This is a genomic window from Streptomyces sp. NRRL S-1022 (assembly GCF_000720135.1).
Taxonomy (GTDB): Bacteria; Actinomycetota; Actinomycetes; order Streptomycetales; family Streptomycetaceae; genus Streptomyces.
In genome coordinates, this window is the sequence record NZ_JOIU01000110.1 from 1 (window position 1) to 1,008 (window position 1,008).

1 pseudogene is annotated in these 1,008 nt (G+C 72.3%); it reads left to right on the top strand.

The features are described from left to right. Positions 1–1,008, top strand: a pseudogene (locus tag IG05_RS49850) (beta-ketoacyl synthase N-terminal-like domain-containing protein); the annotation flags it as partial.

Consider the following 1,008-nt stretch of genomic DNA (forward strand, 5'->3'; position numbering starts at 1 on the left):
AACACCGCACAGCCCACGGACTGCCCGCCACCTCCCTCGCCTGGGGCCTGTGGAACCAGACCAGCACCATCAGCGGCGAACTGAACGAAACAGACCTGCAGCGCATCAAGCGCCTGGGGCTCCTGCCGCTGCGCGCGGACGAGGCGATGGAGCTGTTCGACGCCGCCCTCGCGGGCAGCGAACCGGTCCTCGCGGTCAGCCGCATCGACACCGCGGCCCTGCGCGCACGGCACGAACCGCCGAGCCCGCTCCTGCGCGCCCTGGTCCCCGCCGGACCGCGACGCGCGAGCGACGCGCGGGGCGCGGCCGCCTCTTCGCCGGCCGAGCGTCTGGGCAGCCTGTCCCCGGAGGAACGCGAGCAGGCCCTCACCGACCTGGTACGCACCCAGGTCGCCACGGTCCTCGGGCACGCCGACGCCACAGCCGTCGACGTCCAACGTGCCTTCCAGGAGCTGGGCTTCGACTCCCTGACCGCCGTCGAACTGCGCAACCAGCTCAACAACGCCACCGGCCTGCGCCTGCCGAGCACCCTCGTCTTCGACCACCCCAACTACCCGGGCGGTGTGTCCTCTCCCGAGGACCTGTGGGAACTGGTCGCGGGCGGGGTCGACGCCATCAGCGAGTTCCCGTCCAACCGGGGCTGGGACATCGAGAAGCTCTACGACCCGGACCCGGACCAGGTGGGCACGTCGTACGTCCGCCAGGGCGGCTTCCTGCACGACGCCGACCTGTTCGACCGGGAGTTCTTCGGCATGTCGCCGCGCGAGGCGACCGCCACCGACCCCCAGCAGCGCCTGCTGCTGCCTGCTCCTCCTCGCTGGTGGCCCTGCACATGGCCGCGGCCGCGCTGCGCAACGGCGAGTGCGATCTGGCCCTCGCCGGCGGTGCCACGGTCATGGCCACGCCCACCACGTTCGTGGAGTTCTCGCGTCAGCGCGGTCTGTCCGCCGACGGCCGCTGCAAGTCCTTCTCCGACGACGCCGACGGCACCGGCTGGTCCGAGGGCGT